The organism is Hyella patelloides LEGE 07179 (assembly GCF_900659865.1).
GTDB classification, from domain to species: domain Bacteria; phylum Cyanobacteriota; class Cyanobacteriia; order Cyanobacteriales; family Xenococcaceae; genus Hyella; species Hyella patelloides.
The window spans coordinates 1-6,064 of record NZ_LR214112.1 but is presented as its reverse complement, the minus strand read 5'-3'; the positions used below and the strand labels follow the sequence as shown (position 1 = coordinate 6,064).

6 protein-coding genes are annotated in these 6,064 nt (G+C 36.9%); 4 read left to right on the top strand and 2 right to left on the bottom strand.

Going from position 1 to position 6,064, the window contains the following annotated elements; genetic code table 11:
• Both H1P_RS30060 and H1P_RS39595 read left to right on the top strand, forming a co-directional pair.
• The coding region (locus H1P_RS30060) for a proton-conducting transporter transmembrane domain-containing protein (protein ID WP_281291263.1) at positions 1-810 on the top strand (810 nt) is incomplete at its 5' end.
• A gap of 294 nt (positions 811-1,104) precedes the next feature.
• Complete coding sequence (locus H1P_RS39595) at positions 1,105-1,233, top strand: IS1 family transposase (RefSeq protein WP_144874673.1); 129 nt, start codon at positions 1,105-1,107, stop codon at positions 1,231-1,233.
• 113 nt (positions 1,234-1,346) lie between these two features.
• Here the strand turns inward: H1P_RS39595 and H1P_RS30050 are convergent, their stop codons facing one another.
• Positions 1,347-1,859, bottom strand: coding sequence for a hypothetical protein (locus tag H1P_RS30050; protein WP_144874671.1), 513 nt, complete (start codon positions 1,857-1,859; stop codon positions 1,347-1,349).
• 149 nt (positions 1,860-2,008) lie between these two features.
• On the opposite strand from H1P_RS30050, the gene H1P_RS30045 reads away from it, so the two are divergent.
• Both H1P_RS30045 and H1P_RS30040 read left to right on the top strand, forming a co-directional pair.
• Positions 2,009-2,809 (top strand): carbon-nitrogen hydrolase family protein, encoded by an 801-nt coding sequence (locus H1P_RS30045; protein WP_144874669.1) that lies wholly within the window; start codon positions 2,009-2,011, stop codon positions 2,807-2,809.
• 376 nt (positions 2,810-3,185) lie between these two features.
• Positions 3,186-4,997, top strand: a complete 1,812-nt coding sequence (locus H1P_RS30040; protein WP_144874666.1) for an ABC transporter ATP-binding protein — start codon at positions 3,186-3,188, stop codon at positions 4,995-4,997.
• 171 nt (positions 4,998-5,168) lie between these two features.
• Here H1P_RS30040 and H1P_RS30035 read toward each other — a convergent pair.
• Positions 5,169-6,064: calcium-binding protein (locus H1P_RS30035; RefSeq protein WP_144874664.1), on the bottom strand; the 896-nt coding region annotated here is incomplete at its 5' end.

Sequence of the window (6,064 nt, the reverse complement as noted above, 5' to 3'; positions counted from 1 at the left end):
GAAACATTACCCCATGCCCATATTAAGTTTGCACCTTTATTAGTTATTCTCGGCGTAATCAACATTGTTTATGGTGCGCTAACTGCTTTTGGACAAACCAACCTCAAAAGAAGACTGGCATCTTCTTCCATCTCCCACATGGGCTTTGTCTTAATCGGGATGGCTTCGTTCACCGACTTGGGCTTAAACGGCGCAGTTTTACAAATGATTTCTCATGGTTTGATTGCTGCTGCTCTGTTCTTCCTCTCTGGTGCTACTTACGATCGCACCCACACTTTGATGATGGATGAGATGGGTGGTATGGCTCAGGATATGCCCAAAACCTTCGCTATGTTTACTGCGGGTGCAATGGCTTCTCTGGCGTTACCAGGAATGAGTGGTTTTGTAGGAGAATTAAGCATCTTCTTAGGAATTGCTACCAGTGATGCTTACAGCCAGACATTTAAAGTAGGGGTTATTTTCTTAACCGCAGTTGGTTTAATTCTGACTCCTATATATCTGCTGTCTATGTTGAGAGAAGTTTTCTACGGTAAAAGCAATCCTAAACTCAAGCTCGATAGTTTTAGTATTGATGCTCAACCCAGAGAAATCTTTATTACTGCTTGCTTATTAATTCCTATTATTTGTATTGGCTTATATCCTAAGTTAGTTACCAGCACTTACGATATGAAAACCGTACAAGTAGCTGATAAAATGCGCTCTGCATTACCTGTAATTGTTCAGAATCAAGACAAGAAAATAACCATCAGTGCTAATTCATTTTCTCTTTGGCAATCTCCAGGTTTAATTGCACCTCGAATATCCAAGTAAAATCTTGGTACTGCTGAATTGAGGACAATCTAGAAAGTTGTTCCAAACAAGGCTACACTTTAGCAGTAAATTACTCCCTTCAAGAAAACAAATCTTCTCTCCTGCTAACTACAGGAGAGAAATGCATTTTAATAATAAATCACTAAAAATAGTTCAAATGTTCGAGTTATATTAGTAGGATTATTACCAACATAACGAGACAGATTGGCATCACCTGCTGCAAAACCAATAGGGGTAAGACCGAGGCTCAAATGCCGATCTTATCTTCCTTTTGAGCTTCTTGTCACCCCGTGAATCGATAAATTAAAAACTTACGAAAGTCATTTATCCAAAGATGAAGGACTAATAAGTAAATATAAAATGCAGCGAATAGAACGAAAGCATTTGACATTAAGAACCAGAGTTAAAAAAACATTTATATAACTTATGTTTTGGCGATCGCTAATTTTGAAAAATAAGATCGCTGTATTTATTGTATAGCAAGGGTTTCAGCGATAGTCTGCACTTCGTAGTAAGAACCTTCGATTTACGCCTTTTCAAATCAATCCAGCAAGTTTTAAGTCTTCATTTTCTGCCAAACGCCAAGTTTCAGGAGTTAAACAATTATAAATTTCTCCTTCTATTGTTTGTATAGAGCTACACACAGAACATTCCAATATAATTTTTTCTGCTTTTAAATCAAATAGAGCAAACATTCCTAGAGAATTACATATTTGGCACTCATCATCAGTTCTTAATACTACAATCTCCCATAGTTTACTTATTACTAGAGATAAGATAGAAGCTTCGTTTGAAGGATTAATATAGAGAATATTTTTAACGCTTTTTGGCGTACAATCTGATTGCTTTATTGGATATTCTTCAATTTCTTTAATATTAATTAGTTTTTCTAATTGCTTTTTTTCAATTAGATTTGGTGAAAATTTGTTTTGATTATTTTCATACCATTTCTTGATTTTTTCAAAAATTGTTTTTGAATTATCATGTTCATTTATTTTCACAATAATATTTGAAAGCTCTTTCCATATTGTTTTTTCAGTTTTGTTCATATTTTTTAGGGAACTGGATAAACACCAAGTAAATTACCTTTTACATCTGTGAATACTTTAATTCTACTTGTTACACCTTCGGATAAGGCTTCCTCTACTTCAGTTTTGTTTATAATTTAGTTGACAAAGCACCAATTAATAGACGCATCATGAGAATAGGTTTAGCTCAAATGTCTATGACCTCAAGCATGGAAGATAATCTCAAAAAATCTCTGCAAATCATTGAAGATAGTGCGACAAAAAATATAGACATAATATGCTTTCCAGAGCTTCAACTTACTCCATTTTTTCCACAGTACAAAGGTAAAGATGTCAAAGAGTACGAACTAGAGATAAATCATGATTACGTTAGGAAACTTCAAAATGCTTGTAAAGAAAGCAATCTTGTCGCTGTTCCCAACTTTTATCTTCGAGAAGGGCAATATACTTATGATGCTTCGCCAGTAATTAATTCTGATGGCAATATTCTTGGTATCTCTAAAATGGTACACATAGTTGAGGCTCCTTGTTTTTTTGAGCAAGACTATTACACACCTTCAGATTCTGGTTTTTTGGTGTACGATACTCACATTGGCAAAATTGGCGTAGTTATTTGTTTCGATCGTCATTATCCTGAAAGTATACGCTCTTGTGCGTTGCAAGGTGCATCGCTTGTCGTGATTCCTACAGCAAATACTAATGACGAACCTTTAGAAAAGTTTGAATGGGAGCTTCGCATTCCAGCAATGCAGAATGGCATTTTTATTGCTATGTGTAATCGGGTAGAGCGCGAAGATCAAATGAATTTTTGTGGTGAATCGATTGTTGTCGATCCCAATGGAGATGTTTTGGCAAAGGCTGATAATACGGAACAGATTTTAACGACCGATCTAAACATGGAGCTAGTTAATAAATCAAGGAAAAACCGACCATATTTGTCACTTCGTCGTCCTCAACTTTATTTTTGCTAAATCAGTAGAAATAGGAAACAATAAAATCCAGAAAGAGCAAATTTCTCTGAGAGATAATTATTGCTGGTAGAATTATTTTCGTCGGTAAGCAGTTGTAAATTCTTGTTGAGACATTTGATTGAGCAAAAAGTTTAGTTGACCTATAGAGAAAAAACTAAGTCAATGATTATTTGAATATTGTTATAATACTTTCAGATAACTCGTTTCATAAAGTCTAAAAGCGATCGCAAACAAAAAACTATGGCAGACATGAAGTAATTCTTGCATCCATCAGATATTTTTACCGCCGACACTGTAAAAGGCAGACATTAATGCTGTCAAAAGTATCCTGGTGTCTATTACAAGACATAGTTTGAGTTTTAAAATTTAGAAGCAAATGCAATATTTTAATTTATTGGTTAGGTATAGCCGAATTTTGGTGCGTTCTTTGCCTTTGATTTGGCAAGCTGCTCCCAAAGAAGTTACTTTTCTAACTTGCACGATGATAGTGCGAGGTATCGTTCCTGGGTTCGGTATTTGGATTAATAAACAAATAGTTGATGCTGTGGCGAGTGGTTTAAATTCTCCACAGCTAGATAATTATGGGAGTTTATTTTCTTTAGTTTTTGCTTGGGTAGCAGCTATTTTACTACAGAGTATTTTAGAGCCATTTTATGAGGCTAATTTTAAAAACATCACTGAAAAACTTTCTGCTCATATAAATTTATTAATCCTTGATAAGGCTAACAGTTTCTCGGATTTAATTTATTTTGAAGACGCTCATTTTTACAACGAAATTCAATTAATTGAGGAAGAAGTAAATCGACAACCTTTCCGTCTAATACTGTTTTTTGCCGATGGCTGTCAATATTTGCTAAATCTCATTACAATGCTGATTTTGCTATCTCCTCTTGGTTGGTGGATTCCTTTATTACTTCTATTGGCTTCATTTCCCAAGGTTTATTTCTCTTTTAAAATCCAATGGGATATTTGGCAAACAATGTCCAAAAAAAGTCCTCAAACTCGGAAAATGAAATATTATTCTTCTGTTCTGTTAACCGATACTTATGCTAAAGAAGTGCGTTTATTTGGATTGGGTTCTCTATTTAAACAACGCTATATTGAAGCCTTTGCTGATAAATATCAAGCCATGCGTAAAATACGCGGAAAACAAGCTTGGAACTTAAGCATCTGGGAAATTTTGAGTGCTGGGAGCAATGCTACAGCTTTTTATCGGGTAGTAATAAAAGCTGTGAATAATCAAATTACCGCAGGGAATGTACTGCTATTTATTCAAGCTTTAAACAATATTCAAACCAGCTTACAGGTATTGTTTAATGAATTTTTTAGTTTGCAAGAAGCCTTAATTTTTATGGAGCGTCTGTTTAAGTTTTTAGACAGTCAACCAACTATGGAGCTTACTTTCAGCGATAAAAATCTACCCACTTCCATCGCTTCAGGAATTGTTTTTGAAAATGTATCTTTTGCTTATCCTGATGGCAGAATTGCATTAGAGCGAGTTTCTTTTACTCTCGAACCAGGTAAAACCATAGCATTAGTAGGAGAAAATGGCGCAGGGAAAACAACTATCATCAAACTTTTGTCTCGACTTTACGATCCTAGTGCGGGCAAAATTTTGATAGATGGTATCGATCTTAAAAAGTTAGATTTAAATCAGTGGCGACAACAAATAGCAGTGGTGTTTCAAGATTTTTGTCGTTATAGTTTGACTGTCGGGGAAAACATTGCTTTAGGAGACTTAACTGCCTTAGAGAAATTAGAAACACTAAAACTAGCAGCTAGAAAAGCAGGAATTGCCGATAAGATCGATCGCCTCGAATATCAATACCAAACCTTATTAGGTAAACAATTTGATGGTACAGAACTTTCTGGAGGAGAATGGCAAAAAATTGCGATCGCCAGAGCTTTTATCCGCGAAAAGCGATCGCAACTATTAGTTTTAGACGAACCGACAGCAGCTTTAGACCCCCGCAGCGAATACGAAATCTACAACCGCTTCTCTGAATTAGTCCAGAATAAAACAGCAATTTTAGTTACTCATCGTCTTGCTTCCGTATCTATGTGCGATCTGATTATGGTTTTAAAAGCTGGAAAATTAATCGAACTGGGTACTCACCGAGATTTACTGCAACAACAGGGGGAATATGCTCATCTTTGGCAAATTCAAGCTCAAGCATATCAAATTTAGCTGCTTTGCCTGGAATCTAGAATTAATTTTGGCTCGCTGATTACGATCGAATTAATTTAATAATCAGTTAACCAATGTGAATTAGTAGTCAAACATAGAGCGATCGCATTTGCGATCGCTCTCTAAATTTAACCAGTTAATCGCCGACAGCTTGTATAAGCCCAGCCTATTTTAAACAAAAGAAGTGTCAGTAAGCTCTGTTGAATCAACATCCCGCAGCACTGCCATGGTGCTATCTTCAAAATCGATCAGAGTATCTTGACGATCTTGAGTAATACTCAATTGCTCGAAACTAATCTCTTCTGGCAACATGATAAAATCGCTCTCGACACTGAAATCTAAAATGACATCGGTTCCTCGATCCGCAAGCACGAAAGTATCTCGACCACCATCAGAGAACAAATCATCCCCTGCTAGAGTATCGTCACCATAACCACCGCGAATGATGTCATTTCCTGTGTTACCAATGATATAGTCGTTTCCTCCTTCCCCTCTGAGGGTATCATTGCCACCTTTGCCATCAATGGTGTCATCACCTTGACCGCCATAAATCTGGTCATTGCCACCATCTTCTCCCGTAGGCCTAGCTTGATTGGAATCCCCTCGCAACACATCAGCACCAGCATTGCCAAAGATGAGATCGTCACCCAAACCGCCAGCTATGGTATCGTCACCATCAAGACCATAAAAAACTTCTTCGGCTTCAGTACCTGTGAGTAATTCTGCTTGCTCGCTACCAGTGATAACTTCGGCATCTTCGGAAAAATCAAGCACATCAATAAAAACCGCCGTGGGTACACCAAAATTGCCATCAGCATCTTGACTTTCAATAAAGATGGTATGACGACCTGGTTCTAAATCCCCAGTATCGATAATACCAGTAAATTCTTCCACAGAACTATCGAGTTCTCCATCCACTGAATCTAAAGAGTAAAAATCGGTACCTTCGATCCAAGAAGGGTCGCCAAGACTATAGCGAACTTGAGCAATATCTTGTACGGGTTCATCTCCTGAGTCTTGAGCGTCAGTACCACCATCATCGTAACGAGTATCATCGGCAGTGGCAT